Origin of the sequence: Pseudomonas sp. NPDC088885 (assembly GCF_044750025.1) — a bacterium.
Taxonomy (GTDB): domain Bacteria; phylum Pseudomonadota; class Gammaproteobacteria; order Pseudomonadales; family Pseudomonadaceae; genus Aquipseudomonas; species Aquipseudomonas rustica.
The window spans coordinates 1-25,082 of record NZ_JBIVJB010000037.1; the positions used below are offsets into that span (position 1 = coordinate 1).

Here is a 25,082-nt window from a genome sequence, read left to right on the forward strand (position 1 = left end):
GGAAAAACTGGTTCCGGAAATCGACGAACGGTTGGCGATGATCATCGACCCGATGCTCGCCACTGGCAGCTCGATGGTTGCGACCATCGACCTGTCGGGCACCGGTAAAACCACCCTGTCGGCCGACGAAAGCCGTTACCTGATCGGTGACGACGAACACGGCTGGGGCGAAGGCGTGGTGTTTAACATCGAAGGCGGTTGCTATGCCAAGTGCATCGACCTCTCCGAGAAGAACGAGCCGGTTATCTGGAAAGCTATCAAGCACGGTGCTGTACTGGAAAACGTCGTTATCGACGATGCCAAGCACGCCGACTACGCCGATGTCAGCCTGACCCAGAACAGCCGCGCCGCTTACCCGCTGGAGCACGTTGCCAAGCGTTCCGAGCAGAACCTCGGTGGCGAGCCAAACGCAGTGATCTTCCTGACTTGCGACCTGACCGGCGTGCTGCCGCCAGTGTCGATCCTCAACGAAGAACAAGCGGCCTACCACTTCCTGTCTGGCTACACCGCGCTGGTGGGCTCGACTGAAATGGGTTCCGGCAGCGGCATCAAGTCGACCTTCTCCACCTGCTTCGGCGCACCGTTCTTCCCGCGCCCGGCTGGCGAATACGCAGAGCTGCTGATCAAGCGCATCCGCGGTTTCGGTTCGAAGGTTTACCTGGTCAACACCGGCTGGACCGGCGGCGGCTACGGCGTCGGCAAACGCTTCAACATCCCGACCACCCGCGCGGTGATCGCAGCGATCCAGAGCGGCGCGCTGATCGGTGCTGACACCGAACACCTCGACACCATCAACCTCGACGTGCCACTGGCCGTACCGGGCGTTGAAACCAACCTGCTCAACCCACGCAACACCTGGGCTGACAAGGCTGCGTACGACGAGGCTGCCAAAGCACTGGCCGGTCTGTTCATCGAGAACTTCAAAAAGTTCGAAGTGAGCGACGCGATCAAGGCTGCCGGGCCGAAGTTGTAAGATTGGTTTGATGTGAATGAAAAAGCCGCCCTTCGGGGCGGCTTTTTTGTGGGTGAAGCCTCAGCACTGTACTGAGTAGGTGGGTGTTTAGCAGAAGTCCTTTAGACAATTTCTGCAAGTCCTCTCTACATCGATGCGCCTGCTGTATTGATCTTCTTTCTTAACCGGCTAATGCATTCAGCACATGAACGGGATCGTTATGGATGGCCTTGAGCAGTGCCTTAGCTGGCCCAGTCGGCTCCCGACGACCTTGCTCCCAATTGCGCAGCGTCCCGAGCTGCACGTCGATCAGCTCAGCGAATTTTGCTTGAGTCATGCCGGTAGCTTTACGAATTTCTTTGACCTGTAGTGCATCGACATAAAATTCGCGAGAGGGTTGCCGCTCACCCCGTAGAATCTCATCCATCTCCTGCACGCTTTCCATCAGCTCATCAAAAAACTTGCTCATGGTTGTCTCCAGTTTCCGATCATGGCTTTCAGTGCTTTCCGTTCATCATTTGTCAGGTCATGTTGCTCATTTTTCGGGTAGATCATCAACAAGGCGATCCGTGAGGCCGAAATGAAGTGGTAGTAAATAACTCGGGCACCACCTCGTTTTCCGTGACCCTTAGAGGCGATCCGAGCTTTTCTAACCCCTCCTGAGCCTTCGATTACAACTCCGATCGACGGATTCACCACCAACTGCTTCTGAAATACGGCATAGGTGTCGTCGTCCAATAGCTCAATCGCTCGGCGGGTAAAAGCTGATGTCTCAATAAAAATCATCTTGAATGTACGCCATTGACTTACTTCTGGGCAATGCTGAAATGATTGAAAAGGATGACTGGCATCAGACCGTTCTCACCAAAGCGAGAACGATCTGTTCACCCAATCTCACGTGGGCCTTTAAATTGACCGAGCTTCTCCCGATGAGTAGGCACTAGTCCCTGATTTGGCACCGGTGGTCACGACTATAGGTGTGAGACATCAAGCCGAGATAGCCGACAAAGAGGCGCGTCGTGTAGGAAATGGGTGAAGATTCGATAGTCCTTTTACTCCTGACTTACTCGGCTTCTCATCAGGGCTCTCTTATCTGCGAAATACTGTTTCGCTTCCTCATCTGAAACGGATGGCCGGGAATCTTCGAGGCTGGCTTGCACCTGCTGAATGAACCAAGCGTCGTAGGAGAAATCGTTCCCCTGATGCGATGGGATATTGCCAACCGGTATTTCTTTCATAACGCGCTCCGATGTAATTGTTCCTGCTTACCGCCACCCTTCAAATCAACGCAAATGCACATACGCAGAAATATCCAGCAAACTCGTCGCCAACCCCGTAGCCGGTTGGTAAATCGGGCCTTTCACAGTCGAGAACGGCACGCCTTTGCTGCCGAGGGAAACATAACGTTCGCCCTGATCCAGTTCGGTGAAGTAGGTGTAGGAATAGTTGTGCATTAATTGATATCTGGCCTCGTCGCGGGCGATGCCGTTGGTGAGGTTTTCCAGGTCGGTCTGGGTCAGGTTGAGGGTTTTGTCGAGTGTTGTGCCCCAGCGCTTCAGGCAGATCTCAGCCAGGTGGCGAACGATGCGGCCGGGTTCGGTCAGCACTTTCAGGTCGCTGGTATTGGTCGGCACGCCGCCAGTGGAAGTGGCGTTCCCCGCGAGGGTGGCATGGCGACCGGCCATTGGATAAATGGAGGTTTTGGTGCCGGTGGCTGTTTGCGGGATCACGCAGCTGAAACCTTTGGAGCGCTCGTCGCGGGCGTAGACGCCGACGTACTCTTTGACGTTGCTGCCGAGTTTGACGCGTTGCTCCTGAAAGTTGGCGATGCCCGGCACCGGGTCAATCGCAAAAATATTCACCGGGATATTTTTCAGCGCGCTGTCCTTGAGCATCGCGTTGGCCAGCATGTGGCAACTAATGCCGCCACGACTCCAGCCCACCAGGTTAACCGTGGTCGGAATAACGCCGCCTTTACGGAAGGTCTTGATGATTTGTTCCTGTAACTTCTGCTGGGTGACGCTGCGGTCGCCGTAGTTATATTTACGCCAGAACCAAGAGCCTTCGACTTTTACATCTTCAATGGGAATGCCGGCGGCTTTAAGTCGGTTGTATTCGGCTTCGGTGAGTTGTTCACGTTGCCATTCACATTGGCCCTTGATGATGTTCATGGCGTGTTGCACGTTTTCTTCCCAGCCTTTGCCGAACAGTGTGCCGCTGAGGCCGTAGTCCTTGTTTTCGGTGAATAGATCATCGGCCTGCAGGTTGCCGCTGCCGGGGCCGTCGACGACGATCCATTCAGCGAACTCGCGGCCTGTATGGCGCGAGGCAAGGGTGGAAACCAGTTCGCCGTCCCAGAAGTTTTCATGTTGGGTATCGAACTTGTTAGAACCTGTGCCGCAAAAAAATATAGTGACGACTGTCATGATGTTGGCCTTGTTGGTGATAAGAGCCAACAAGTTAGTGTGCGTCCCACTCATTAATAAAGCGCTGGGTTGTATCCGGGTTTGTGGTTTTTTATTGAGGTCGAGTTATTTAAGTTGCAGCTTGGCAACTTGCAGCAGGTCGCAGCCATCTTGCACCAATAAATAAAGCGCATTGACTATGTGCGGAATATCTTTCGCGTCGGCCTGTTTGAAACACATACAGTAAAGTGTTTCCAGCAGATCACTGGCGGCGCGCAAGCGTTGATCGGCGGCATTGAGCAAATCGCTGTGACTGGCGGCGGTGTCGATCAGCATCACGGGTTTTTCGCTGTAGCAGGTTTTGAGTGGCTGGTAACGGTCGATCATGGTGAGGCTTGTCCTGTTCGAAGACGCTCGGGTCGGCCGACAGAGTGCTTTCAGCCGCGCCGGCCACTATAGAAGGGCGTTGCGCAGCGGGACAAGACGGCCGCAATGGACAGTGTTTGTAGGGGTTTTTCCGGGTTTTACGGATTTTCCCTACGTGATTTTTCGGCATATTCGAGGCAAAACCTCTACGCGGAAAATTCCTACCTGCTTGTCAGGTAATTCGCCGTACACGGCGGTTCGGTGCGCGACAGAATCTGTAGGGCGTTTGCAAACGTCTGACACGCGCTTAAAGGGAAAACGGCGGGCGTGCAGGCTGCTCCCACAGAATTTACCTGACCGCTGTATCATTCCGAATCGATTTGGCCCCGACCTTTTCTCGACTCGCTGCGATTGCCCGCTAGGCTGTTGGCATGGCAGCGGTCAAAGGAGTGACAGCGAATGCACAACACCCTGGAACAGGTTTTTGGTTATCCACAGTTTCGTCCCGGACAAGAGGCCGCGATCAGCGCGGTGCTGGCCGGGCGCTCGGCGGCGGCGATTTTTCCCACCGGCTCCGGCAAGTCCCTTTGCTATCAAATATCGGCGTTGTTGCTGCCGCACCTGACGCTGGTGGTCTCGCCATTGCTGGCGCTGATGCAGGATCAATTGGCGTTCCTGCAACGCCACGGCATTTCAGCGGGCAGCATTGATTCTGCGCAGAGCCGCGAAGACGCCAATGACGTGATGGCGCGTGCTCGAACGGGTGAATTGAAGATCCTGATGATCTCGGTGGAGCGTTTGAAAAACGAGCGTTTCCGCAATTTTTTGCAGCAGGTACCGATCTCCTTGCTGGTGGTGGACGAGGCGCACTGTATTTCCGAGTGGGGCCACAATTTTCGCCCCGACTACCTCAAGCTGCCGGACTATCAACGGCAGTTCAATATCCCGCAAACCTTACTGCTGACGGCTACTGCGACGCCGAAAGTCATCGTCGATATGCAGAGCAAATTCGCCATCGCTCCAGAGGATGTGGTGACCACCGGTTTCTACCGGCCCAACCTCAATCTGTTGGTGGAACCGGTGCGCGGTCAGGACAAACGTCGGCGTCTGGTGGAGTGGATGAGTGAGCGCCCGGGGCAGCCCAGCATCGTCTACGTGACCTTGCAAAAAACCGCTGAACACATCGCCGAACACCTTGAACGCAACGGCATTCAGGCCGAGGCGTATCACGCCGGTTTGCCCCACGATAAGCGTGAAGCGATCCAGAAACGTTTCATGGCCGGGCAGTCCAATTGCATCGTCGCGACCATCGCGTTCGGCATGGGCATCGATAAGAGTGACATCCGTAATGTGGTGCACTTCGACCTGCCTAAATCCATCGAAAACTACAGTCAGGAAATCGGCCGCGCCGGGCGAGACGGGCAGCCCTCGGACTGTCTGGTGCTGGCCAACTGCGACAGCCTCAACGTGCTGGAAAACTTCGTCTACGGCGATACGCCAGAGCGCGATGGCATTCGTCATGTGCTCGACGAACTGAAGACTTCGGTGCCGGACGGGCAGTGGGAGTTTCTGCTTGGGCCGTTGGCGGATCAAAGCAACATTCGTTCGTTGCCGCTGAAGACATTGCTGGTGCAGTTGGAGCTACGCGGTTTGATCGCGCCGCGCTATGCCTACTACGCCGAATACCGTTTCAAGTACTTGGTGGAGCCGGACGCGCTGCTTGCGCGTTTCGAGGGTGAGCGCAGGGATTTTGTCGCGGCGATTATCCAGACCTCCAATCGCGCACGAACATGGGCGACGGTGAGTTTCGACGCGATGTACGAACAGTATTCAGCCGAGCGTAATCGCGTGGTGACGGCGCTGGATTATTTTCAGGAGAAGGGCTGGGTCGAGCTTGAAAGCAAGCAGATGACCGAGGTCTACAGCCTGCTGCACAGCGACTTTGACAGTGACGTGTTGAGTGGCGAGTTGCACGATTACTTCACTCGACATGAACAGACCGAAGTGGCGCGGATTCACGCGATGCTTGAGGTTTTCGCCACCGAGCGGTGTTTGGGTTATCGACTGGCCGAGTACTTCGGTGACCACGATGCGCCCGAGCGTTGTGGGCATTGTTCGGTGTGTCATGGGCAGGTTGCACGCTTGCCGGCGCCGCCGGAATTGCCGCCGCTTGTGGATAAAAACTTCTCGGCGCTGTGTGGTGATTTTATCCACAGGCATGAACAACACACCGGCGTCGTTCCGACGGCGGAGCGGTTGACACGGTTTTTGTGCGGGATCAGCGTGCCGCTGTTTACCAAGCTCAAAGCGCGGGCGATTCCCGGGTATGCGGCACTGGAAGAATACCCCTACGCCGAAGTCCGTCACTGGACTCAGGCTCACCTCAATCCCTTGTAGGAGCCGAGCTTGCTCGCGAAGAGGCCAGCACATCCCAACAGAGCTGTTTGACCGTTAAATCGCTTTCGCGAGCAAGCTCTGCTCCTACAGGAATCGGGGCAAGCAAGGCTCTATCCATCCGCTGAATGTCGATCATCACGGTAATAAACTTCAAAAAGCGTCGTCGGCTGACTATGGTGAGACCAGTCTTTGGATCGCCAACAAGAGAACAATATGAGCCAGACATCCTTCGATATTCAGCAGGCCGCCGTGATCGGCGCGGGCACCATGGGCCGTGGCATCGTCATGTGCCTGGCCAATGCCGGCGTGACAGTACAGTGGGTAGATAACAACCCACAGATGCTTGAGCAGGCACTCGCCACCGTTGCCGACACTTATGCACACAATGTGCGGCAGGGGCGCATTGATCAGGCCGAGGCTGATGCGCGTATCGCCCGGGTCAGTGCGGCGGCGGATTACGCGGCGATTCGCAATGTCGATCTGGTGATCGAAGCGGTGTACGAGAATCTTGAGCTGAAGCAGAGGATCTTCCGCGAGCTGGATGGCTTGCTGAAGCCTGAAGCCTTGTTGGCGAGCAATACGTCGGCACTGGATATCGATGCGATTGCGGCGGCGACAAAACGTCCGGAACAAGTGCTGGGCCTGCATTTCTTCAGCCCGGCGCACATCATGAAACTGCTGGAAATCGTTCGCGGCGCGCAGACCTCACCAGCAGCTCTGGACGCTGCACTGGCCTTGGGCAAACGCATGGGCAAGGTCAGTGTGGTGTCGGGCAACTGCCATGGTTTTATCGGCAACCGCATGTTGCATCCGTACGTGTTGGAGGCGCGCAAGATGTTGCTTGAAGGCGCTTATCCACAGCAGGTCGATGCCGCGTTGCAAGGTTTCGGTTTCGCCATGGGGCCGTTTCGCATGTACGACGTGGTCGGCATCGATCTGGAATGGCGCGCGCGCGAGTTGGCCGGCAAGGGCCAGGATGCGCCAGAGGTGCAGGTGGATAATCGCTTGTGCGAAATGGGTCGATTCGGGCAGAAGTCCGGCAACGGTTATTACCATTACGAGCCGGGCAGTCGTCAGGCAGAGCATGATCCTGAGGTCGATGCGCTGGTGTTGCAGGTCAGCGAAGGATTGGGCTTCCAGCGTCGTGAGATAGGTTCGGAGGAGATTCTCGAGCGCTCCCTGCTGGCATTGGTCAACGAAGGGGCGAAGATTCTCCAGGAAGGTATTGCCGAGTCTGCCCATGACATTGATCTGGTGTATTTGAATGGTTACGGCTTCCCGGCGGATAAGGGCGGGCCGATGGCGTGGGCGGATCAGCAGGGGCTGGCGGATATTCATCAGCGGCTGTTGGCGCTGGAGACGCGGCAGGGCGATCAGTGGAAACCGGCGCGGTTGATTGGCGAGTTGGCGGCGCAGGGGAAAGTTTTTTCAGATCGTTAAGATCTGGCGGCTGTACTGACGTCTTCGCGAGCAGGCTCGCTCCCACATTGGATCTCGGTTTCCTGTGGGAGCGAGCCTGCTCGCGAATGGGCGCCACGATTTTCAATTAGACTCGCCACACTATTTCCAGGAATTGCTGATCAATGTCCAACCCGATGCCTCAACGCACCGACTACCCGCACTTCCAGCCCATCACCACACGCTGGCACGACAACGACGCCTACGGTCACGTCAACAACGTCACCTACTACAGCTTCTTCGACACAGCCGTGAACACATACCTGATCCATGTCGGTGGTCTGGATATCCATGACGGGGAAGTGGTGGGTTTCGTGGTCAGTTCGGCATGCGATTACTTCGCCTCGATCGCGTTCCCGGATCTGATCGAGATCGGATTACGAGTCGGCAAGTTGGGCAACAGTTCGGTGCAGTACGAACTGGCGGTGTTCAAGGTCGGCGAAAGCGAGGCCTGTGCGGCCGGGCGATTCGTTCATGTGTTTGTGGATCGGGCGAGCAATCAGCCGGTGCCGATTCCGAGCGAATTGCGTCAGGCGCTGGAACGTCTGGTGGTGGGATAAAGCAAAAAGATCGCAGCCTGCGGCAGTTCCTACATTGATCTGTGTAGGAGCTGCCGCAGGCTGCGATCTTTTGATCTACCTGCCGTCAATCAGCAATCAGCGGTGACGATAATACTTGTGATGCTTGCGGTGACCGTAGGCATGACCGCGACCACGGTGGTCGTCGCGGTAGTAGCGACGGTTATCACGACCGCGATCGTAATGACGATCATCGTCATCGCTCTTGTTGCCCATGTAGTTACCCAACGCACCACCGGCACCGCCACCCGCGGCCGAACCGATCAGGCTGCCAGTGCTGCCGCCGAGGCTGCGACCGACCACATTACCGCCAGCAGCGCCCAACGCACCGCCAATGGCGGCTTCGCCACGGCTGCGTTTGTCGGCGCCGACTGCGCTACCACCCGCGCCGCCCAAGGCTGCGCCAATGGTGGAACCTGTATTGCCGCCTAAAGACTGACCGACGACCGAGCCAAGAACCCCGCCCAATGCGCCGCCAACACCTGCTTCGGTGGTGCCGCCTGCCGACGCAAAACCACTGACCAGGCCAAGGGACAACAAGAGAATCTGGGAGAACTTCATAGAGGAGCCTCAAAGGGATGACGGCGCCGATCCTGAGGCTGTGTAACAAGCGTGACAATCGAAATCCGACGAATAGCACGACTTGTATACAATTTCGCAAGTTACTGTTTTGTATACGGAACTTATCTGTTTTTTGCCGGTCTTTAACTACTTCGGACAGGCCGCTTTTGTGAAAAAGCGGCCTTTTTTGTGGGCAATCGGAAAGTGTTTGAACGCAGGAATGTATTGTCTGAACCGACGCCTTCGCGAGCAAGCCCGCTCCCACATTTGAAATGCATTCCAATGTGGGAGCGGGCTTGTTCGAGAAGGGGCCAGTTCAAGCGCCGCGTTAAGCCGACTTGGCCATGATCAACCCCGTCTCACTCGCCGCTTCCAACCGGATCGCGATGAACTTCGACGTCGGCGTATGGCTGCCATCCCCGGTGCTCTCCAGCGGCACCAGCGGATTCACCTCCGGATAATAAGCCGCCGCCTGCCCCGCCGGAATATCAAACGCCAGCAAGGTAAAGCCTTTCACCCGACGCTCACGACCGTCGTCCCACAGCGACACGATGTCAGCCTTCTGCCCCGGACGGAAGCCCAGACGAATGATGTCCGCCTCGTTGGCAAACAACACATCGCGCTGGCCCTTCACGCCGCGATAACGGTCATCGAGCCCATAAATCGTCGTGTTGTATTGATCGTGGGAACGCATCGATTGCAGGATCAGATCCGGCAGTTGTCCAGTCGCACGAGTGCGTTCGTGCACCAGATCTTTCGGCAGCATGTTCGCGCGGAAATTGGCGCGGCCCGACGGCGTGTTCCACTTGCGCGCACCGGCGCTGTTGCCAAGGTAGAAACCGCCCGGGTTTTTTACCTTCTCGTTGAATTCCTTGAAGCCCGGAATGGTGTCGGCGATCAGTTCGCGAATGCGCGCGTAATCGGCCACCAGCCAGTTCCAGTCCACCGGTTTGCTGCCCAGAGTAGCGGCGGCGATGCCGGCGATGATCGACGGCTCAGAGCGCATCTGGTTCGACAGCGGCTGCAACTGGCCGTTGGAGGCGTGAACCATGCTGAACGAGTCTTCCACGGTGACCGCTTGCGGGCCTTCGGTCTGGATGTCGATGTCGGTACGACCGAGGCACGGCAAGATCAACGCGTCTTTACCGTGAGCCAAGTGGCTGCGGTTGAGCTTGGTGCTGATCTGCACGGTCAGGTCGCAATTGCTCAGCGCTTCGAAGGTGCGCGGGCTGTCCGGCGTCGCTTGAGCGAAGTTGCCGCCCAGACCGATAAAGACTTTTGCGCGACCTTCGGCCATCGCATGAATCGCCTCGACCACGTTATGGCCGTTGTGACGCGGCACCTTGAACTGGAAGCGCCGCTCCAGAGAATCGAGGAACGCCACCGGCGGACGCTCGTTGATGCCCATCGTCCGGTCGCCCTGCACATTACTGTGACCGCGCACCGGGCACAGGCCGGCGCCCGGTTTGCCGATGTTGCCGCGCAGCAGCATCAGGTTGGCGATTTCCTGAATGGTTGGCACCGAATGGCGGTGCTGGGTGATGCCCATCGCCCAGCACATGATTACGTTTTTGCCTCTGGCGTACATGCGCGCGGCTTGCTCGATGTCCACGAGGGTGAGGCCGGACTGTTCGACGATTTGTTCCCACGGTGTGTCATCAACGACACCGAGATACTCCAGCACATTGGCGCTATGAGCATTGAGGAAGTCGTGATCGAACACCGCTGGCGCGCCAGCCTTCTGCGCATCGCGTTCCCATTGCAGGAGGAATTTGGCCATGCCGCGCAACAGCGCCATGTCGCCGCCGAGTGCCGGACGGAAGTAGGCGGTGTTGGTCGGCTTGTCGCCGTTGGTGAGCATTTCGATCGGATGTTGCGGGTGCTGGAAACGCTCCAGTCCGCGCTCTTTCAGCGGGTTGATGCACACCACTTGCGCGCCGCGTTTCACCGCTTCACGCAACGGTTCGAGCATGCGTGGGTGATTGGTGCCGGGGTTCTGGCCCCAGACGAAAATCGCATCGGCGTGTTCGAAATCATCGAAGGTCACGGTGCCTTTGCCGACGCCGACACTTTGCGCCAACGCCACACCGCTGGCCTCGTGGCACATGTTCGAGCAGTCAGGGAAATTGTTGGTACCGAAGGCGCGCACGAACAACTGGTACAAATAAGCCGCTTCGTTGCTGGCACGACCCGAGGTGTAGAACTCGGCCAGATCCGGGCTCGGCAGACTTTGCAGGTGCTTGGCAATCAGCGCGTAGGCGTTGTCCCAACTGATCGGTTTGTAGCGATCAGTTTCGGCGTCGTAGACCATCGGCTCGGTCAGGCGGCCCTGATACTCGAGCCAGTAGTCGCTCTGCTCCAGCAACGATGTGACGCTGTGCTTGGCGAAGAACTTGGCGTCGACACGGCGCTTGGTCGCTTCCCAGTTCACCGCTTTCGCGCCGTTCTCGCAGAACTTGACCATGCCGCTTTCCGGCGAATCGCCCCACGCGCAACCCGGGCAGTCGAAGCCGCCGTTCTGGTTGGTCTTGAGCATCATGCGCAGGTTTTTCAGGGCGTTGTCGCTGGTCAACCAGGCCTGAGCCACACTGATCAGGGCACCCCAGCCGCCTGCTGCGCCTTTGTAAGGCTTGTAGCGCGGGACGGGTTTCTGGTCGGCTTGATGATGTTGGCTCACGCTTGATTCTCCATCGCGGGGCTATACACCCGCGGCGCACTTTTCTGCGGCAGGTGGATGAGATTGAGGTTGTGTCGACGGGCCCATTGCACGGCGAGGCCCGTGGGCGCGGACAGGCTGACCAGGGTCTGGATGCCGGCGCGCAATACTTTCTGGATCAATTCGAGGCTGCATCGGCTAGTGACAATTGCCAGTCCGCCTTCGGTGGATATCTTCTGGCGGATCAGTCCGCCGATCAGTTTGTCGAGCGCGTTGTGCCGGCCAATGTCTTCGCGACCGAGCAGCAGTTCGCCGCTGGCGTTCATGAACACTGCCGCGTGTACCGCGCCGCAGTACTGACCCAAAGGCTGAAACGCACTGATGCGCTGACGCAAACCATCAAGCCATTCAATCGGTGGCAACGGCGCGCCGGGTAGCACTTTCAGATCGGGCAACGCTTGTTCCACCGCTTCGACGCCACACAATCCGCAACCGCTGGTGCCGGCCATTTGCCGACGTTGCTGCTTGAGGTTCCAGAAGGCGCGGTTGGCGATGGTCACTTGCGCGTATTGCGCCGAGCCGGCGCCGGTCAGTTGCAGGTCATAGATGTCGGTCGCGTCTTCGATGATGCCGCTGCCGAGGCTGAAGCCGACGATGAAGTCTTCGAGGTCAGTCGGCGTCACCAGCATCACGGCTTGGCTGATGCCGTTGTAGGCGATCGCCAACGCGACTTCCTCGGCGAGAGCAGTGCTCGCCGACTCTTCGCGGGGAAGATCGCTGTAACTGTAGGTCTGGCTGGCGGCAGGCGCGGGCGTTTCGAGTGCAGGCGCCGCGCAAGTTGGGCGCTTGGCGTTCATGGCATCACCGACGGTTTGATCAACGTTAAGACTAGGCGCGTCAAGTTGTCGCGTCTAATCGCTACTGTCGATGTATTGATAGATGCCGTCGATCAAGGGGCCTTTTCCGTACGCATGCGGTTACAGAGTCATTGGTCGGCTCGGAACCGGGTTTGCCTGGCGTGGTCTAGGCTTGGGCATCTGGAACCCAAATCAAGGAGTGTGCGCTATGAGTCTTTTGAGCTTTGTGAAAGAAGCGGGTGAGAAGCTGCTCGACCTGCTGACCCCCGGCAACGCCAATGCCAGTGAGCAATTGAAGGAACACATCAGTAAGGTCGGGCTGGGCAATCCGAATGTGCAGGCAACGGTGGACGGCGACAAAGTCACCGTGACCGGTGAAGTGGCAAGTCAGGAAGAGAAAGAGAAAATCCTGCTGGCTGTTGGCAACATTGCCGGTGTTGGCAGTGTTGATGATCAGATCACCGTGAGCGGCCCGGTTGTGACGGCTGCGCAGTTTGTTGTGGTCAAGTCGGGTGACACCCTTAGCGCGATCTCGTTGCGTGTGTACGGTGATGCCAACAAGTATCAAAAGATTTTCGATGCCAACAAACCGATGCTCAAGGATGTGAACAAAATCTATCCGGGGCAGACACTGCGTATTCCTGAGTAAACAGGAACCCCTGTGGCGAGGGGATTTATCCCCGTTCGGCTGCGCAGCAGTCGCAAAGATTTTGGGGCCGCTACGCGACCCAACGGGGATAAATCCCCTCGCCACAATGATTTGTCACAGGCCTGAGATCAGGTCGCGGTAGTCTTCGACTGCCGCGAATTCCGCCGTGTCCTTCGGGCCTTTGCGGCTGTCGGGTTGTTTGACTGCCAGCAAGTGCGCCACCCCAAAATCTCGCGCGCTGCGCAGAATCGGCAAGGTGTCGTCGATGAACAGACTGCGTGCCGGATCAAAACCGATATCTGCCTGCAACGCGTCCCAGAACTGCGGGTTTTCCTTGGGGAAACCGTAATCATGCGAGCTGATCAGCCGCTCGAAGTACGGCGCCAGTTCAATCCGTTCCAGCTTCAGCGACAGTGAGTCACGGTGGGCGTTGGTGATCATGATCACCCGTTTCCCGGCGCGTTTTATCGCTTCCAGAAAAGTATCCGCATCAGGACGTAAGGCGATCAGGTGCGCAGTTTCCTGTTTCAACTCACGCACTGACAGCTTCAGTTCGCTGCTCCAGAAATCCAGGCAATACCACTGCAACTGACCGGCATGGCGTTCGAACAGCGGCTGCAATTCCATCTCGGCCATCGCGCGGCTGACCCCGTGCAGTTCGGCGTAGCGCTGGGGCAGGTGTTCCAGCCAGAAATGGTTGTCGAAGTGCAGATCCAGCAGCGTGCCGTCCATGTCCAGCAGGACGGTATCGATGTCGGACCAGGGTAAAGAAGGCATGGCAACGTCTCGAACGGTAGAAAGATATCCGACGTAAACAATCGGGAAAGCCGCGTTATAGTAGCGCGTTCACGCCAAGGAGCTTTGCATGCGCCAGAAACCTACCGTACTCGCCCGCGAGATCGTCGCCACCAGTCGTCTGTTTTGCGTCGAAGAACTCAAGCTGCGTTTTTCCAATGGCGTGGAGCGCACCTACGAGCGGCTGGTCGGCAAGGGCGCGGGCTATGGCGCGGTAATGATCGTGGCAATGCTCGATGCCGAGCACGCGGTGCTGATCGAGGAATACTGCGGCGGTACCGATGAGTACGAATTGTCGCTGCCCAAAGGTTTGATCGAGCCGGGCGAAGACGTACTGGCGGCGGCTGAACGTGAGCTCAAGGAAGAAGCCGGGTTTGGCGCGCGGCAACTGGAGCATCTGACCGAGCTGTCGCTGTCGCCCGGTTACATGAGCCAGAAGATTCAGGTGGTGCTGGCCACCGATCTCTACGAAGAGCGGCTGGAGGGCGACGAGCCCGAGCCGATGCGGGTCGACAAGGTCAATCTGCGTGATCTGTCGGCGCTGGCGCAAAATCCGCAATTCTCCGAAGGCCGCGCATTGGCGGCGCTTTATCTGACCCGTGACTTGTTGACCCAGCGCGGGTTCTTTCAATCGTGAGTGACATGTCGATGAATTTCCCCCATCCGTTGATGGCGCCGGTGGTTGCACTGGCATTGCAGGCCGGCGAAGCGATTTTGCCGTTCTGGCGCGCAGGCGTTGAAGTGACGGCTAAATCTGATGATTCGCCGGTGACGGCGGCGGATCTGGCGGCGCACCATTTGATTCTGGCGGGGCTGACCGCGCTGGATCCGAGCATTCCGGTGCTGTCCGAAGAGGACGCCAATATTCCGCAGAGCGTGCGGGCGGGTTGGACGCGTTGGTGGTTGGTGGATCCACTGGATGGCACCAAGGAATTCATCAGCGGCAGTGAAGAATTTACCGTCAACATTGCGCTGATCGAGAACGGTCGGGTGGTGTTTGGCGTGGTGTCGATGCCGACCAACGGTCGCTTTTACGTCGGTGGTGCCGGGCTTGGCGCGTGGCGTTGCGACAAGGGCGGCACACCGGTTTCGATTCAGGTGCGGGATGTGCCTGGGCCGGGTGAGGCGTTCACGGTGGTGGCCAGTCGTCGGCATTCCAGTCCTGAGCAAGAGCGTTTGCTGGCGGGCTTGAGTGCCAGCCTCGGTGAACTGCAGTTGGCGAACATCGGCAGCTCGCTGAAGTTTTGCCTGCTGGCGGAAGGGGCTGCCGATTGCTATCCGCGACTGGCGCCGACTTCGCAGTGGGACACGGCGGCGGCGCAGGGTGTGCTGGAAGGGGCGGGCGGCGAGGTACTGGATTTACGCGGTGAGGCGTTTTGTTATCCGGCGCGGGAATCGCTGTTGAACGAGTTCTTTTTGGCGCTGCCGGCGAAGGCGCCCTGGCGGGCGAGGTTGTTGGAGTTGGCGCGCGGGTAAGTGGGCTGATCCAGAATCCCCCTCACCCCAACCCTCTCCCCCAGGAGAGGGAGCAGATCTTCATGCGCTTCAAAACCTGAGTTCGACTCGATATCTCAGATCGACGGATTCCGCTACAACGCCTCGGTCAGTCCCCTTTCCTTCAGGAGAGGGAGCTGATCTTTATGCAGTTCAAACCTGAGTTCGACTCGATATCTCAGGTCGATGCAAATCGAGAGAACAACCCGGTCAGTCCCCTCTCCCCCCGGGAGAGGGTTAGGGTGAGGGGCTTTTGATCGTCAGCGGTGCAACACGTATTGCCCGCTAAACGTCACCGCATCGACTTCACTCCCGACATTGACGATCCGCGTCTGCAACACCAACCGCGCCCGCCCATACCGCTGATACATCGCCAAAAACTTCTTCCACACCCGCGCATCAGGCGCCGGGCAAATCGCCGTGGCATCCCCCGTCACCGGCAGCGGATAACTGATCTGCCCTTCCTGAATCACGATGTGCCCATCGGTGATCCCTTCTTCCTTCAAACGCAAATGCAACCAGCCCCAACCCGCCAGCACCGCACCGCAATAGAGGCTGCCGCCGAACATGGTGCTCTTGTGGTTGACGTTGGGATCGAGCGGCAAATACAAGCTCAATTGCTGCTCGCGCCAGTCGAGCACCCGCAGGCCCATGTCGCGGGTCAGCGGAATGTCGTGATGAAGCACCGACTCCAGATAACGACTGTCTGTGCTCATTCGTTTTCATCCCCGTGACTGCTGTCACCAAAATTCAGACCGTGCTTGCGCAGTTTGTCGTGCAGGGTCTTGCGCGGAACGCCCAGTGCTTCGGCGAGGCTGCGCACCGAGCTGTGCGAGCGCGTCAGTTCGGCGGCAATCAGCGATTTTTCGAAGTGTTCCACTTGTTCGCTTAGCCCGCCTTCGACAACTGCAACAGTCACACCGTCGACACCTTCAACAGCACTGTTATCCAGCGCCAGTTCCAGACCGAGGGCAAAGCGTTCTGCGGCGTTTTGCAGTTCACGCACGTTGCCCGGCCAGGTGTGGCGCAGCAGCAAAGCACGTTGTGCCGGTTGCAATTCATGCGGCGGCAAACCGTGGCGGGCACTGGCTTCGTCGGCGTAATGCTGGAACAGCATCAGCGCATCTTCGCCACGTTCGCGCAGCGGCGGAATGCGCAGCGGTGCGACGTTGAGGCGGTAGTACAAGTCGGCGCGGAAACGCCCCTGATCAGCCGCCTGACGCAAGTCTTCCTTGGTCGCAGCGATAACCCGGATGTCCAGCGGGATCAACTGATTGCCACCGAGTCGCTCGACCACACGCTCCTGGAGCATGCGCAGCAATTTCACCTGCACGTCCATGCTCATGCTTTCGATTTCATCGAGAAACAGCGTGCCACCATTGGCGAATTCGAACTTGCCGATCCGGCGTTTTTGCGCGCCAGTGAAGGCGCCCGGTTCGTGGCCGAACAGTTCGCTTTCGACCACGGACTCGGCCAATGCGCCGGCGTTGATCGCCACAAACGGCCCGTTGCGTCGGCTCGACAAGTCATGCAGCGCGCGGGCGACGACCTCTTTGCCGGCGCCGGTTTCACCGAGGATCAGCACGTCAGCCTTGGTCGCCGCCAGTGCGCCAATCTGCTCACGCAGGCGCAGCATCGGTGCCGATTGGCCGACCAGTCGCGCGCTCAACTCATTGCGATCGCTGAGGGCCAGACGCAGGCTGCGGTTGTCCAGCACCAGTCGGCGCAGGGCTAACGCGCGGCGCACGCTGTCGAGCAGCGCATCGCTGGCGAAAGGTTTTTCGAGAAAGTCGTAAGCGCCGGCGCGCATCGCTTGCACCGCCAGCGGCACATCGCCGTGGCCGGTGATCAACAGCACCGGCAGCTCAGGATCCTGCGCGTGCAGTTCGCTGAGCAGTTCCAGTCCATCCATGCCCGGCATGCGGATGTCGCTGACCACCACGCCGGGCCAGTCACGCTCAAGCTGTGCGGCGAGGCCTTTGGCTTCGGACAGCGGCAGGATTTTCAGGCCGGCCAGATCCAGAGTCTGGCCGAGGGCTTGACGCAGGTGCGGATCGTCGTCGATCAACACCACCTGAATGCGATTGTCGATGGTCATGCACTTCGATCCTCGGACGGTTGCAGGCTGACCCCGGGCGCACCGGCGCGCAGCCGCAGGGTGATCAAGGCGCCGCCTTGCTTGTGGTTGGCGAACGACAGTTCACCGCCGAAGGCGCGCATCAGGGTTTCGCAAATGGCCAAACCCAGACCTAGCCCCTGCGTGCGGGTCTTGGTGGTATAGAACGGCTCGCTGGCGCGGCCGAGGGCTTCCATGCAAAAGCCCGGGCCGTTGTCGCGAATGTACAGATTGACGCCCTCGGCGGTGGATTCGGCACTCAGCCACAATTTGCGCGGCGGGCCTTTTTCGGTGAGCGCGTCGAGGGCGTTGGCCAATAGATTGCCGAGTACTTGGCGCAGACGAGTTTCCCCGGCTTCGACCCATAACGTGGCGGCGGGCAAATCGCGGATCAGCTCGACTTCCATGCTGCGCCGACGTTTGGCCAGCAGTGCCAAGGCATCGTCCAGCGCCGGTTGCAGGGCAACGCTTTCCGGAGCATGACGATCGCGGCGGGCGAAGGCGCGCAGGTGGGCGATGATCGAGGCCATACGCCCGGTCAGTTCGCTGATCAGTTTGAGGTTGCCGCGCGCGTCGTCGGTGCGCTGATGATCGAGCAACACCTCGGCGTTTTCTGCGTAACTGCGGATCGCGGCCAGCGGCTGATTGAGTTCGTGACTGATGCTCGCCGACATCGTCCCCAGCGCCGACAGTTTGCCGGCCTGCACCAGATCGTCCTGCGCGCGCACCAGTTCCTGCTGCGCCTGTTCGCGCTCCAGCACTTCCTGTTTCAGGCGCCGGTTGAGGCCTTCGAGGTCGCTGGTACGTTCGGCGACGCGACCTTCGAGTTCGCGGCGCGCCTTGGCTTCGAAAGCGATGCGTTCCAGATAATGACGGCGACGCTGCATCATCAAACCGAGCAGCAACATCACCACCAGCAACGTGGCGCCACCGATGGCTACGACCGTGCGCACGGGGCGATCGATCAGCGTGCGCGGGGCAAGAATGCTGACACTCCAGCCGGTTTCGGCGATGTCGTGGGTCTGGATCAGCCAGGCAGTGGGGCTGAGATTCAGCGGTCGAGGCTCGCGGGTTGGATAAGGCTGGATCGCTGTGATCGCAGAGCGTTCAGCTTCGCTCAACTCGCGGGTCGAGCGGAAACGCCATTCCGGGCGCGAGGTGAGAATGACCACGCCGTTATGGTCAGTCACCAGCAGCTGTTCCGGAGTTTTGCCCCAAAGACTTTCGGTGTGATCGAGATCGACCTTGATTACCAGTACGCCGATGATTTTCTCGCCGTTGCGCACGGCGGCGGCGAAGAAGTAACCGCGTTTGGCTGACGTGGTGCCGAGCCCGAAAAAGCGCCCCAGACGCCCGGCCATCGCTTCACTGAAATACGGACGGAAGGAGAAATTACGGCCGACAAAACTGTCGTGCTTATCCCAGTTGGAGGCCGCCAGCGTCTGCCCGCTGGTGTCCATCAGGTACATGACCTCGGCGCCGGTTTGCGCGGCGATATTTTTCAGCAGGCGATTGGCGTTGCCTTGGGTGACGCCATCATCGGGCGCGCCGAGGACAGAGCGCAGCGCGGGCAGATCACCGAGGATCTGCGGCAACACTTCGTAGCGGTGCAGGGTGCCCAACAGGTTGGCGACGTAGAGGTCGAGGGTCTGACGGTTCTGGCCGGCCAGTTCACTGCGGTAATACCGCTCGGCAAGATGTTCCAGCGGCCACAACAGCGGCGCCAGACACAGCGCCAGCAACGCGAGGCTGCGCCAGCGGGGTCTGCGGGGAAGGGTTGGTTTCATGCCGAATGCGCCTGTGGGGAACAGGCGCATTATGCCTAGGCTCAGGCGAAGACGTCAGCGTCCTTGAGCAACGCGGCAGCCTGATCCTTGGCGGACAGCTTCGGCGCTTCGTCCAACTGCCAGTCGATGCCCAGAGCAGGATCATCCCAGCGAATGCTGCGCTCGGACGTTGGGTCATAGTAGTTGGTGGTTTTGTACAGGAATTCGGCGAACTCGCTCAGCACCACGAAACCATGGGCGAAACCTTCGGGTACCCACAGTTGGCGATGATTTTCAGCAGAAAGACGCACTGCCACAGACTTACCGAAATGTGGCGAACTGCGACGAATATCCACGGCTACGTCCAGCACTTCACCGACGGTGACGCGAACCAGTTTGCCTTGGGTGTTTTCCAGTTGGTAATGCAGACCCCGAAGTACGCCTTTCTGCGAGCGCGAGTGGTTATCCTGGACAAATTGTGTGTCCAGACCGGTTGCGTCCTGGAACGCCTTCGCATTGAAGCTCTCGTAGAAGAAGCCGCGCTCGTCACCGAAAACCTTGGGTTCGATGATCAGAACACCGGGCAGATCGGTGGTGATGACATTCATGTGAATTTTCCAGTGATGGGTGTGAATGGTCGACATTCTTGCGCAAAGTATCGAGGGGCGCGAGTGTTGCAGTGGAAATTGCCGAGAAACGCTGTAACAACAGGAGGGGCTTGCGCATCCTCTGCAGCAATGGCGATATAGGCGCCTAATAAAATTTCAGGGGTTTTTTGCATGCCACTTGCCACGTTGTTTCACCGCGCCAGTTTGCCTAGCCCTCAGGTTTCTGAGGCGCAAGCCCTGCAATGGCTCGCGGAACATTACGGGATCAGTGGCCGATTAAAAGTCTTGGGCAGCCAGCAGGATCTCAACTTCCGGGTCGACAGTGAGCGCGGCCGGTTTGTGTTGAAAATCTGCCGTGGCGACTATTCGCTGGTGGAGCTGCAAGCCCAGCACGCCGGCCTCAAATACCTCGCTGAACATTCCGCAGTCAGGGTGCCCAGCGTTATCGTCGCCAACAATGGTCAGGATTTGTTGACCTTGGAATCCGCTGGCGAATCGGTGCACGTGCGCTTGCTCGATTACATCGAAGGCCAGCCGCTGACCGATCTCGACCATTTGGGCAAAGAAGTCGTGGCCGGGTTTGGTCGGCTCTGCGGTGAGATGGATCTGGCGCTGGCCGGTTTTGATCATCCGGGCCTTGAGCGCACGTTGCAGTGGGATGCGCGCCACGCCAGCGCGTTGGTCAGCCATTTGCTGCCGGTGATCAAGGATGAGCATCAACGCGCATTGATCGCTGACGCAGCCGAACAGGCTGAGCGCCGCTTGCAGCCGCTGCTCGAGAAGCTGCCGGTGCAAGCGATTCACATGGATATCACCGACGACAACGCGGTGTGGCAGCGCGATGCGCGGCGCCATTGGCAATTGCAGGGCGTCATCGATTTCGGCGATCTGGTGCGCACCTGGCGCATCACCGATTTGTCGGTGACCTGCGCTGCATTGCTGCATCACGCCGGCGGCGATCCGTTTGTGATTCTGCCGGCGGTGCAGGCCTATCACGCGGTCAACCTGTTGCAGCACGAAGAATTGCAGGCGCTGTGGCCGCTGATCGTTGCGCGGGCGGCGGTGCTGGTATTAAGTGGCGAGCAGCAGGTCAGTATCGATCCGGCCAATACCTACAGCCGCGACAACCTCACCCACGAGTGGGAAATTTTCCGCGTGGCGACCGCGGTGCCGCTGGCGTTGATGGAAGCGGCGATCTTGACGGCGGTTGGTCATTCCTTACCGGCGATCAATAGCGAAGGTTTTGCGCCGTTGTTGCCGAACCTGGTCGGGCGCGAATTTGCCTTGATCGATCTTGGCGTCTTGAGCGCGCATTTCGAGGCGGGCAACTGGGAGCAGGAAGGTATCGATCAGCGCCTGCTGACCGAAGCCGCTGCGGCGCATGGTTTGGCGGCGAGCCGTTATGGTCAGTATCGTTTGTCGCGCACGCGCCCTGACAGTGCGGACGAACCAGACACCTTCCCGCTGCACGTCGAATTACGCGTGCCCAACGGCACTGCCGTCGAAGCACCGTTTGCCGGCGTGCTACATCAAGCGGCGGATGGCGCGTTGCGCCTCGATGGCCCGCAACTCAGCGTACGTTTGTGGGGCGTGACGCCTTCGGTGCACAGCGGCGCGGCGCTGGTCAAAGGTCAGGTGCTGGGCTCGGTCAGTGGCCCGCTGTTGGTTCAGCTTTGCCGTGGCGCGCAGCTGGAAGCACCGCTGTTCTGCACGCCAACCCACGCGGCGGCCTGGCAGGCATTGTGTCCGTCGCCAGCCGCGCTGCTGGGGCTGGCCTGCGATGCCGAGCCGGAGCTGGATGGCAAAACCCTGCTTGAACGCCGCGATGCCAGTTTCGCCCGCACGCAAAAACACTACTACGTCGACCCGCCGCGCATCGAACGTGGCTGGCGCAATCACCTGATCGACATGCAGGGCCGCTCCTATCTGGACATGCTCAACAACGTTGCGGTGCTCGGCCACGGCCATCCGCGCATGGCCGCCGTCGCGGCGCGTCAGTGGTCGCTGCTCAATACCAACTCGCGTTTCAACTATGCGGCAGTCGCCGAGTTTTCCGAGCGCTTGCTGAAACTGGCACCGGAAGGCATGGATCGGGTGTTTTTGGTCAACAGCGGCAGTGAGGCCAATGATTTGGCGATCCGTCTGGCGTGGGCTTACAGCTGCGGTCGCGACATGATCAGCGTACTTGAGGCTTATCACGGCTGGACAGTCGGCGCCGACGCGGTGTCGACGTCGATTGCCGACAACCCGAAAGCCCTGGAAAGCCGCCCGGACTGGGTGCATCCGGTGCCTGCGCCAAACATGTATCGCGGTGAATTCCGTGGCGTCGATTCGGCACCGGATTATGTGCGCAGCGTTGAGCATCACCTGGAAAAACTCGCCGAGCAGAAGCGCCAATTGGCCGGGTTTATCTGCGAACCGGTGTACGGCAATGCCGGCGGCATCTCGCTGCCGCCGGGTTATCTGAAACAGGTTTATGCCTTGGTGCGCGCGCAGGGCGGGGTGTGCATCGCCGACGAAGTGCAGGTCGGTTATGGGCGTATGGGTAAATTTTTCTGGGGCGTTGAAGAGCAGGGCGTGGTGCCGGACATCATCACCATGGCCAAAGGCATGGGCAACGGCCAGCCACTCGGTGCAGTGATTACTCGCCGGGAGATTGCCGAGGCGCTGGAGGCCGAAGGTTATTTCTTCTCGTCGGCGGGCGGCAGTCCGGTCAGTTGCCAGATCGGCATGGCGGTGCTCGATGTCATGGAAGAAGAAAAACTCTGGGAGAACGCGCAGGTGGTCGGTGGCCACTTCAAGGCGCGGCTCGAAGCGTTGATCGATAAACATCCGCTGGTGGGGGCGGTGCACGGTTCCGGGTTTTATCTGGGGCTTGAGCTGATCCGTAACCGCGAGACGCTGGAAGCGGCGACCGAAGAGACCGCGCTGCTGTGTGATCGTCTACGTGAGTTGGGGATTTTCATGCAGCCGACCGGGGATGATCTGAATATTCTCAAGATCAAACCACCGATGGTGACGTCGCGTCGCAGTGTCGACTTCTTCGTCGACATGCTCGACCAAGTCCTCACCGAAGGCCTGTAAACGCTGCAATTCCCCCGTGGGAGCGGGCTTGCTCGCGAAAGCGGTGGATCAGCCACCCAATTCAGTGACTGACCCACCGCTTTCGCGAGCAAGCCCGCTCCCACATTTGTTTTTAGGGTGTTAGTTCGATTTGTATCGGTCTTTAATGCGTTGAATTAGACGAAATGCATTTTAGTCGCTTCTAAAGCCGATATTTATCGGCTATAAAGTCGCCATTGCTCCGGCATGGCGTCTCGCTGTCCGGTGCGCGCGTTTTCTTTTCGGTCGAATGGTCGACCGTCAAAGCACTTGCCCGGAGATGATTCATGAGCCGTATCGTTACCGTTGCCGCCACTCAGATGGCGTGTTCGTGGGATCTGGAAGCCAACCTCGAAATCGCTGAAAGGCTGGTACGCGAAGCCGCCGCCAAAGGCGCGCAGATCATCCTGATTCAGGAGCTGTTCGAGGCGCCGTACTTCTGCCAGAAGCCGAACCCGGACTATCTGCAACTGGCAACGACGGTGGAAGAAAACGTCGCGATCAAACATTTCCAGAAAATCGCTAAAGAGCTGCAAGTGGTGCTGCCGATCAGCTTCTACGAGCTGGCCGGCCGCGCGCGTTTCAATAGCATCGCGATCATCGACGCCGACGGCAGCAACCTCGGGATTTATCGTAAAAGCCACATTCCGGACGGCCCGGGCTATCACGAGAAGTATTACTTCAACCCAGGCGACACTGGTTTCAAAGTGTGGAATACGCGTTACGCAAAAATCGGCGTGGGCATCTGCTGGGATCAGTGGTTCCCGGAAGCCGCGCGCAGCATGGCGCTGCAAGGGGCGGAAATTCTGTTTTACCCAACCGCGATCGGCAGCGAGCCGCACGACAAGAGCATCTCGTCGCGCGACCACTGGCAGCGCGTGCAACAGGGCCATGCCGGCGCTAACTTGATGCCGCTGATCGCCAGCAACCGCATCGGCAACGAAGAACAGGACGGCTACGACATCACGTTCTACGGCTCGTCGTTCATCGCCAACCAGTTCGGCGAAAAAGTGCAGGAGCTGAATAAAACCGAAGAAGGTATTCTTGTGCACACTTTCAACCTCGACGAGCTCGAACACATTCGCAGCGCGTGGGGTTCATTCCGTGACCGCCGTCCGAACCTGTACGGCGCGTTGAAAACCCTCGACGGTTCCCTGGAGTCCTGATCCCGATGACCACATTGAAAAGTACCCCGCGCGCCGACGGCTTTCACATGCCGGCCGAGTGGGCGCCGCAAACGCAGACCTGGATGATCTGGCCCGAGCGCCCGGACAACTGGCGTCTGGGTGGCAAACCGGCGCAAGCCGCGCACGCAGCGGTGGCCAAAGCCATTGCGCGTTTTGAACCAGTAACCGTGGCCGTGTCCGCCGGTCAATACGAAAACGCCCGTGCACGCCTCGCCGTGCCGAATATCCGCGTGGTCGAGATGTCCAGCGATGACGCCTGGGTACGCGACAGCGGCCCGACCTTCGTCATCAATAACAACGGCGAAGTACGCGGTGTGAACTGGGACTTCAACGCTTGGGGCGGTTTCGACGGCGGTCTGTATTCGCCGTGGAATCGCGACTCGCAGGTCGGCGGCAAGATCCTCGAGATCGAACGCAGCCCACGCTATCGCACTGAAGGTTTTGTGCTCGAAGGCGGTTCGATTCACGTCGACGGCGAAGGCACGCTGATCACCACCGAAGAATGCCTGCTGAACCGCAATCGCAACCCGCATTTGGGTCGCGAAGAAATCGAAGCGGTGCTCAGCGCCAATCTTGCTGTGGATAAAATCATCTGGCTGCCGGACGGTTTGTTCAACGACGAAACCGACGGCCATGTGGATAACTTCTGCTGCTACGTGCGTCCGGGCGAAGTGCTGCTGGCGTGGACGGATGATCCGCAGGATCCGAACTACCCGCGCTGCCAGGCTGCGATGAAAGTCCTGCAAAGCAGCACTGACGCCAAGGGCCGCCCATTCACGGTGCACAAAATGCCGATTCCGGGGCCGCTGTACGCGACCGAAGAAGAGTGCGCCGGCGTCGATCCGGTCGACGGCACGCAGGAGCGTAATCCGTCGGTGCGTCTGGCCGGTTCTTACGTGAACTTCCTGATCGTCAATGGCGGCATCATCGCGCCGAGCTTCGACGATCCAATGGATGCGCCGGCCCTGGAAATTCTGCAGAACCTGTTCCCGCAGCACGAAGTGGTCATGGTGCCGGGCCGCGAACTGTTACTCGGCGGCGGCAACATCCACTGCCTTACCCAACAGCAACCCGCGCCGCACAAAGAGTGAGTTGAGTCGTAACAGCTTGAGTTGATTACCAAATCAGCCGGACA

The 25,082-nt window shown here is 58.8% G+C and carries 23 protein-coding genes; 10 read left to right on the forward strand and 13 right to left on the reverse strand.

All coding sequences use genetic code 11. From position 1 onward, the window contains the following. A partial coding sequence (locus ACIP1X_RS16195) for a phosphoenolpyruvate carboxykinase (ATP) (RefSeq protein WP_400753515.1) occupies nucleotides 1–973 on the forward strand: 973 nt, incomplete at its 5' end. 160 nt (nucleotides 974–1,133) lie between these two features. Here the strand turns inward: ACIP1X_RS16195 and nadS are convergent. The 5 genes from nadS to ACIP1X_RS16220 form a co-directional block, all read right to left on the reverse strand. After that, nucleotides 1,134–1,421 carry a NadS family protein gene (nadS, locus tag ACIP1X_RS16200; protein WP_212549983.1) on the reverse strand — a complete coding sequence of 96 codons (288 nt, stop codon included), beginning with the start codon at nucleotides 1,419–1,421 and terminating at the stop codon, nucleotides 1,134–1,136. Further along, nucleotides 1,418–1,738, reverse strand: a complete 321-nt coding sequence (locus tag ACIP1X_RS16205) for a type II toxin-antitoxin system RelE/ParE family toxin (protein WP_400753519.1) — start codon at nucleotides 1,736–1,738, stop codon at nucleotides 1,418–1,420. The genes nadS and ACIP1X_RS16205 overlap by 4 nt, the downstream gene beginning before the upstream one ends. Before the next feature lie 266 nt (nucleotides 1,739–2,004). After that, a complete protein-coding gene (locus tag ACIP1X_RS16210; RefSeq protein WP_400753522.1) occupies nucleotides 2,005–2,190 on the reverse strand; it encodes a hypothetical protein in 186 nt (61 codons plus the stop codon). A gap of 45 nt (nucleotides 2,191–2,235) precedes the next feature. Beyond that, nucleotides 2,236–3,378 (reverse strand): hypothetical protein, encoded by a 1,143-nt coding sequence (locus ACIP1X_RS16215; RefSeq protein WP_400753525.1) that lies wholly within the window; start codon nucleotides 3,376–3,378, stop codon nucleotides 2,236–2,238. A gap of 105 nt (nucleotides 3,379–3,483) precedes the next feature. Then, nucleotides 3,484–3,744 (reverse strand): hypothetical protein, encoded by a 261-nt coding sequence (locus ACIP1X_RS16220; RefSeq protein ID WP_400753528.1) that lies wholly within the window; start codon nucleotides 3,742–3,744, stop codon nucleotides 3,484–3,486. A gap of 438 nt (nucleotides 3,745–4,182) precedes the next feature. Here ACIP1X_RS16220 and ACIP1X_RS16225 point away from each other — a divergent pair, with 438 nt between their 5' ends. The 3 genes from ACIP1X_RS16225 to ACIP1X_RS16235 all read left to right on the forward strand — a co-directional run bounded on the left by ACIP1X_RS16225 (nucleotide 4,183) and on the right by ACIP1X_RS16235 (nucleotide 8,138). Then, nucleotides 4,183–6,120: an ATP-dependent DNA helicase RecQ gene (locus tag ACIP1X_RS16225; RefSeq protein WP_400753530.1), complete on the forward strand. Its 1,938-nt coding sequence runs from the start codon at nucleotides 4,183–4,185 to the stop codon at nucleotides 6,118–6,120. A gap of 213 nt (nucleotides 6,121–6,333) precedes the next feature. Continuing rightward, nucleotides 6,334–7,560 (forward strand): 3-hydroxyacyl-CoA dehydrogenase NAD-binding domain-containing protein, encoded by a 1,227-nt coding sequence (locus tag ACIP1X_RS16230; RefSeq protein ID WP_400753533.1) that lies wholly within the window; start codon nucleotides 6,334–6,336, stop codon nucleotides 7,558–7,560. A gap of 143 nt (nucleotides 7,561–7,703) precedes the next feature. Continuing rightward, nucleotides 7,704–8,138 (forward strand): acyl-CoA thioesterase, encoded by a 435-nt coding sequence (locus ACIP1X_RS16235; protein WP_400753535.1) that lies wholly within the window; start codon nucleotides 7,704–7,706, stop codon nucleotides 8,136–8,138. A gap of 96 nt (nucleotides 8,139–8,234) precedes the next feature. On the opposite strand, the gene ACIP1X_RS16240 is transcribed toward ACIP1X_RS16235, so the two are convergent. From ACIP1X_RS16240 to fdhD, 3 genes are all read right to left on the reverse strand, one after another. After that, a complete protein-coding gene (locus ACIP1X_RS16240) occupies nucleotides 8,235–8,717 on the reverse strand; it encodes a glycine zipper domain-containing protein (RefSeq protein WP_053116541.1) in 483 nt (160 codons plus the stop codon). 328 nt (nucleotides 8,718–9,045) lie between these two features. Continuing rightward, entirely contained in the window at nucleotides 9,046–11,394 is a 2,349-nt protein-coding gene (locus ACIP1X_RS16245; RefSeq protein WP_400753538.1) for an FdhF/YdeP family oxidoreductase, read from the reverse strand. Then, nucleotides 11,391–12,230 carry a formate dehydrogenase accessory sulfurtransferase FdhD gene (gene fdhD / locus ACIP1X_RS16250; protein ID WP_212544766.1) on the reverse strand — a complete coding sequence of 280 codons (840 nt, stop codon included), beginning with the start codon at nucleotides 12,228–12,230 and terminating at the stop codon, nucleotides 11,391–11,393. Before fdhD ends, ACIP1X_RS16245 begins: the two co-directional genes overlap by 4 nt. A gap of 208 nt (nucleotides 12,231–12,438) precedes the next feature. On the opposite strand from fdhD, the gene lysM reads away from it, so the two are divergent. Continuing rightward, nucleotides 12,439–12,879 carry a peptidoglycan-binding protein LysM gene (gene lysM / locus ACIP1X_RS16255; RefSeq protein ID WP_064388966.1) on the forward strand — a complete coding sequence of 147 codons (441 nt, stop codon included), beginning with the start codon at nucleotides 12,439–12,441 and terminating at the stop codon, nucleotides 12,877–12,879. Between the two features lie 114 nt (nucleotides 12,880–12,993). Here lysM and yrfG read toward each other — a convergent pair whose 3' ends face one another. Next, a complete protein-coding gene (gene yrfG / locus ACIP1X_RS16260) occupies nucleotides 12,994–13,656 on the reverse strand; it encodes a GMP/IMP nucleotidase (protein WP_212544767.1) in 663 nt (220 codons plus the stop codon). Nucleotides 13,657–13,744: 88 nt separating this feature from the next. On the opposite strand from yrfG, the gene nudE reads away from it, so the two are divergent. Both nudE and cysQ read left to right on the forward strand, forming a co-directional pair. Further along, nucleotides 13,745–14,311: an ADP compounds hydrolase NudE gene (gene nudE, locus ACIP1X_RS16265; RefSeq protein ID WP_053116546.1), complete on the forward strand. Its 567-nt coding sequence runs from the start codon at nucleotides 13,745–13,747 to the stop codon at nucleotides 14,309–14,311. Nucleotides 14,312–14,316: 5 nt separating this feature from the next. Next, on the forward strand, nucleotides 14,317–15,150 hold the full coding sequence (gene cysQ, locus ACIP1X_RS16270) for a 3'(2'),5'-bisphosphate nucleotidase CysQ (protein WP_400753541.1): 834 nt from the start codon (nucleotides 14,317–14,319) through the stop codon (nucleotides 15,148–15,150). Nucleotides 15,151–15,428: 278 nt separating this feature from the next. Here the strand turns inward: cysQ and ACIP1X_RS16275 are convergent, their stop codons facing one another. Genes ACIP1X_RS16275 through rfbC form a run of 4 tightly spaced genes read right to left on the reverse strand, consistent with a single transcriptional unit; the run spans nucleotide 15,429 to nucleotide 19,658 of the window. Beyond that, on the reverse strand, nucleotides 15,429–15,884 hold the full coding sequence (locus ACIP1X_RS16275; RefSeq protein ID WP_400753544.1) for a YiiD C-terminal domain-containing protein: 456 nt from the start codon (nucleotides 15,882–15,884) through the stop codon (nucleotides 15,429–15,431). Beyond that, nucleotides 15,881–17,266, reverse strand: a complete 1,386-nt coding sequence (locus ACIP1X_RS16280; RefSeq protein ID WP_400753545.1) for a sigma-54-dependent transcriptional regulator — start codon at nucleotides 17,264–17,266, stop codon at nucleotides 15,881–15,883. Before ACIP1X_RS16280 ends, ACIP1X_RS16275 begins: the two co-directional genes overlap by 4 nt. After that, entirely contained in the window at nucleotides 17,263–19,071 is a 1,809-nt protein-coding gene (locus ACIP1X_RS16285) for an ATP-binding protein (RefSeq protein WP_159812021.1), read from the reverse strand. The genes ACIP1X_RS16280 and ACIP1X_RS16285 overlap by 4 nt, the downstream gene beginning before the upstream one ends. A gap of 41 nt (nucleotides 19,072–19,112) precedes the next feature. Then, a complete protein-coding gene (gene rfbC / locus ACIP1X_RS16290) occupies nucleotides 19,113–19,658 on the reverse strand; it encodes a dTDP-4-dehydrorhamnose 3,5-epimerase (RefSeq protein WP_400753547.1) in 546 nt (181 codons plus the stop codon). A 171-nt stretch (nucleotides 19,659–19,829) separates the two neighbouring features. Between rfbC and ACIP1X_RS16295 the strand changes: the two genes are divergently transcribed. The 3 genes from ACIP1X_RS16295 (at nucleotide 19,830) to aguA (ending at nucleotide 25,038) form a co-directional block, all read left to right on the forward strand. Next, a complete protein-coding gene (locus ACIP1X_RS16295; protein ID WP_400753550.1) occupies nucleotides 19,830–22,742 on the forward strand; it encodes an aminotransferase in 2,913 nt (970 codons plus the stop codon). A gap of 305 nt (nucleotides 22,743–23,047) precedes the next feature. Next, a complete protein-coding gene (aguB, locus tag ACIP1X_RS16300) occupies nucleotides 23,048–23,926 on the forward strand; it encodes an N-carbamoylputrescine amidase (protein WP_400753552.1) in 879 nt (292 codons plus the stop codon). A gap of 5 nt (nucleotides 23,927–23,931) precedes the next feature. After that, on the forward strand, nucleotides 23,932–25,038 hold the full coding sequence (gene aguA / locus ACIP1X_RS16305; protein ID WP_400753555.1) for an agmatine deiminase: 1,107 nt from the start codon (nucleotides 23,932–23,934) through the stop codon (nucleotides 25,036–25,038). Nucleotides 25,039–25,082: the final 44 nt, after the last annotated feature.

What these genes read in the sequence shown, in the direction of transcription:
- nadS (WP_212549983.1), bottom strand. Translation starts at nt 1,421, where the DNA reads ATGAGCAAGTTTTTTGATGAGCTGATGGAAAGCGTGCAGGAGATGGAT.
- ACIP1X_RS16205 (WP_400753519.1), bottom strand. Translation starts at nt 1,738, where the DNA reads ATGATTTTTATTGAGACATCAGCTTTTACCCGCCGAGCGATTGAGCTA.
- ACIP1X_RS16210 (WP_400753522.1), bottom strand. Translation starts at nt 2,190, where the DNA reads ATGAAAGAAATACCGGTTGGCAATATCCCATCGCATCAGGGGAACGAT.
- ACIP1X_RS16215 (WP_400753525.1), bottom strand. Translation starts at nt 3,378, where the DNA reads ATGACAGTCGTCACTATATTTTTTTGCGGCACAGGTTCTAACAAGTTC.
- ACIP1X_RS16220 (WP_400753528.1), bottom strand. Translation starts at nt 3,744, where the DNA reads ATGATCGACCGTTACCAGCCACTCAAAACCTGCTACAGCGAAAAACCC.
- ACIP1X_RS16225 (WP_400753530.1), top strand. Translation starts at nt 4,183, where the DNA reads ATGCACAACACCCTGGAACAGGTTTTTGGTTATCCACAGTTTCGTCCC.
- ACIP1X_RS16230 (WP_400753533.1), top strand. Translation starts at nt 6,334, where the DNA reads ATGAGCCAGACATCCTTCGATATTCAGCAGGCCGCCGTGATCGGCGCG.
- ACIP1X_RS16235 (WP_400753535.1), top strand. Translation starts at nt 7,704, where the DNA reads ATGTCCAACCCGATGCCTCAACGCACCGACTACCCGCACTTCCAGCCC.
- ACIP1X_RS16240 (WP_053116541.1), bottom strand. Translation starts at nt 8,717, where the DNA reads ATGAAGTTCTCCCAGATTCTCTTGTTGTCCCTTGGCCTGGTCAGTGGT.
- fdhD (WP_212544766.1), bottom strand. Translation starts at nt 12,230, where the DNA reads ATGAACGCCAAGCGCCCAACTTGCGCGGCGCCTGCACTCGAAACGCCC.
- lysM (WP_064388966.1), top strand. Translation starts at nt 12,439, where the DNA reads ATGAGTCTTTTGAGCTTTGTGAAAGAAGCGGGTGAGAAGCTGCTCGAC.
- yrfG (WP_212544767.1), bottom strand. Translation starts at nt 13,656, where the DNA reads ATGCCTTCTTTACCCTGGTCCGACATCGATACCGTCCTGCTGGACATG.
- nudE (WP_053116546.1), top strand. Translation starts at nt 13,745, where the DNA reads ATGCGCCAGAAACCTACCGTACTCGCCCGCGAGATCGTCGCCACCAGT.
- cysQ (WP_400753541.1), top strand. Translation starts at nt 14,317, where the DNA reads ATGTCGATGAATTTCCCCCATCCGTTGATGGCGCCGGTGGTTGCACTG.
- ACIP1X_RS16275 (WP_400753544.1), bottom strand. Translation starts at nt 15,884, where the DNA reads ATGAGCACAGACAGTCGTTATCTGGAGTCGGTGCTTCATCACGACATT.
- ACIP1X_RS16280 (WP_400753545.1), bottom strand. Translation starts at nt 17,266, where the DNA reads ATGACCATCGACAATCGCATTCAGGTGGTGTTGATCGACGACGATCCG.
- ACIP1X_RS16285 (WP_159812021.1), bottom strand. Translation starts at nt 19,071, where the DNA reads ATGAAACCAACCCTTCCCCGCAGACCCCGCTGGCGCAGCCTCGCGTTG.
- rfbC (WP_400753547.1), bottom strand. Translation starts at nt 19,658, where the DNA reads ATGAATGTCATCACCACCGATCTGCCCGGTGTTCTGATCATCGAACCC.
- ACIP1X_RS16295 (WP_400753550.1), top strand. Translation starts at nt 19,830, where the DNA reads ATGCCACTTGCCACGTTGTTTCACCGCGCCAGTTTGCCTAGCCCTCAG.
- aguB (WP_400753552.1), top strand. Translation starts at nt 23,048, where the DNA reads ATGAGCCGTATCGTTACCGTTGCCGCCACTCAGATGGCGTGTTCGTGG.
- aguA (WP_400753555.1), top strand. Translation starts at nt 23,932, where the DNA reads ATGACCACATTGAAAAGTACCCCGCGCGCCGACGGCTTTCACATGCCG.